The sequence below is a fragment of the Bradyrhizobium sp. genome, from assembly GCF_049581145.1.
Taxonomy (GTDB): Bacteria; Pseudomonadota; Alphaproteobacteria; order Rhizobiales; family Xanthobacteraceae; genus Bradyrhizobium.
The window spans coordinates 1-2323 of the sequence record NZ_JBAURI010000569.1 but is presented as its reverse complement, the minus strand read 5'-3'; the positions used below and the strand labels follow the sequence as shown (position 1 = coordinate 2323).

Genomic DNA, 2323 nt, shown 5'->3' with positions numbered 1-2323 from the left:
CTACAAGAGTGTGACTTACGTCTGCGACAAGCGCTTTCTTCTAGTGCTCATGTTCGTGGATTACGCCGTCGAGCCATTCTATTACGAGCGCGGCATCGATTTCTACGAAAATGGGCAGAACTACGCGATGGCGTCATTGCTCACCATGGCAGGGCCGACAATTCTCGGAGAGGCAGCCTTCGACGCCCTTCTCGCGGCGTTCCAACACGCCGCCAAGGCCAAGACGCCCGAGGCTTTGATGGCTCTAGTTGCCGCCGCGCGCGCAACACGATGGCGAGAGCTGCCAGAAGCCCTGGGACCACTTGCCCAGTACGCGGCGCCGGAATGTCTGTCGGCAATCGCAACGCCCGGCGTGAACACCGACGCCGCCCTGGTAGTGTTGCAGTCGCTCATCAATCGAATGGAAGTGATGGCCGAGAGCACGTATCGAGTCGAGCACGACAAGTCGAAGAACCTGCTGACCTATCACGACCTACTCCAGCGTTTCATCGATCACGACCAGGATATCGAGTTTCACCAAACCGAAATTGCATCCATGAAGTTTCCGCTCAAGCTCGCAGAAGTCACCCAGGTCGATTCCAAGACGAGTCCCGCGGTGCAACTGGCCGACATCATGATCGGCGCCGCGATCGAGGCCGCAAATAATCTGACTGGGTTGCGATCCGGCGGGTTAGACCCCGAGGCGGTGATGGCACTTTACGCCGACAATCAATTTATCCATCTGATCCCATCCATCGACTTCGAGGAGCAACGCCGTTTCAGGCAAGGCACCCAGGCGTCTGAGCTGATCGACTATTTTTCTGCAAACTTTTCTGGCCCACGCAAAAGCTGAAACGACCTTAGAAAAGCCGCTCTGAGCGGCCGCGTTTGTCAGCCATGGTATCAATAGCACTCATCGAACTCATTTTTCGGCCGCCACGCCCCGGGATCGGCGATCCAGCGGTTGATCTCGGATTCATGCCAGCCTGCGCCGTTGACGCTGATCCTGATCTGGGCCGGGAATGTCCCCTCGGCGATCTTGCGGTAGATGGTGGACCTGGACAGGCCGGTTCGGGCGAGAACGGATTTCAGACGGACGATACGGTCTGGTTCGGGCATGGAAACGCTGCCTCCTGCTGACTGCTCCTGATCCAGACAGAGCCAGCAGTAACCGGCGGGCAAGAGTGTTTTTCGACTCGGCGCAGCGTGGCGTACCGGCGGCGGAAAATAGGATGGGTCAGATTCCGATGCCTCGGCCTCTACCGATGTCGATCCCGTGCGCAAAGGCAAGGGCCGCGCCGAGCCGGCGTCCACTTTCCATCTGGATGCCGAGTTCGGCCTTGCGGTTGGCGAGGATCGATTCTAGCTGCGGATCGCGCTCCAGGCTTTTGGCCATGTCGCCCATGGTTGCCCGCGTGGTCTTGTAACCGGACATGTCGCCGGCCTGATACTGACGCTGGCTGGTTTGGTCGAGCTTGTGCCAACGTTCCACGAAGCGGTCGGCGCGCCGGGCCGGGTCAATGCGCAGCTCGGTTTCGAGTTGAAGGGCGCGGATCGCGCGGGCGGGATTGCCCAAAGCGGCTTGCTCTGCGAGTTCCGGGTTGGTCTTGTAGGCGGCTTCGGCGTCGTGCGAGCCATAGGGCCGTACCTCCTCGAAGACCTTGCGGGCCTCCTGCAATTCCTTCACCTGCTCCGGGCTGGCCTTGCCGCCCTGCTGCTGCATCTCGAAGATCGCATTCACGGCGCGGGCGTGGCGGATGAGCGCCTTGGTGCGAGCTTGGCGCAGCGCCGCATCGCTGTCCGCCGCCACGGTCCTTTCCGGCGCATCCGTCGTTCGCCGGACTGCCGCCGCGGCGCTTTCCCGTTCCGGCTCCGGCCTGGCTTCCGGTGCGGAAACCGTCGACAGGCGCAGGCCATCGAACATGCCGCGCACCCTCTCGGGCACGATCTTGCGCACGATCTCGGCGACACGGGCGCGGAAGGTGATGCCGCGCCGCTCGGCATAGTTTTGCGCCGGGTCAACCCGATCGTAGTCCGACGCCATGTCCTTGGCCCGGTCGCGCGACAGGGTGCGGGTGAGCCGTTCCTGGCTGGTGAAGTCGTCACGGCCGTAATGCAGCTCCATGCCGTCACGGTGCCGGGAAAGAGCGACATAGCTCGCGTGGGCGTCCAGGCCCGGCGTCGCCAGCACATGGGTGCGGTCCACCGTGATGCCCTGCGCCTTGTGGATGGTCGCGGCATAGCCGTGGTCGATGCGGTCGTAATCCTTGAGGTCGAACGGAGACGCTGCGCCCGTCGTCGGTGCGCACGGACGCGGATCGTGCGCTGACCTGCTCGATGGTCC

The 2323-nt window shown here is 62.4% G+C and carries 2 protein-coding genes and 1 pseudogene; 1 reads left to right on the top strand and 2 read right to left on the bottom strand.

Annotation, left to right across the window (positions count from 1 at the left end; translation table 11 throughout):
• The coding region (locus WCB02_RS18860; protein ID WP_423960321.1) for a DUF3800 domain-containing protein at positions 1–832 on the top strand (832 nt) is incomplete at its 5' end.
• A gap of 50 nt (positions 833–882) precedes the next feature.
• On the opposite strand, the gene WCB02_RS18855 is transcribed toward WCB02_RS18860, so the two are convergent.
• Both WCB02_RS18855 and WCB02_RS18850 read right to left on the bottom strand, forming a co-directional pair.
• Positions 883–1098 carry a helix-turn-helix transcriptional regulator gene (locus WCB02_RS18855; protein ID WP_423960320.1) on the bottom strand — a complete coding sequence of 72 codons (216 nt, stop codon included), beginning with the start codon at positions 1096–1098 and terminating at the stop codon, positions 883–885.
• A 118-nt stretch (positions 1099–1216) separates the two neighbouring features.
• Positions 1217–2323: pseudogene (locus WCB02_RS18850) on the bottom strand (Ti-type conjugative transfer relaxase TraA); the annotation flags it as partial.

Excerpts from the sequence above, each read along its gene's own strand:
- WCB02_RS18855 (WP_423960320.1), bottom strand. The coding sequence starts at position 1,098 with ATGCCCGAACCAGACCGTATCGTCCGTCTGAAATCCGTTCTCGCCCGA.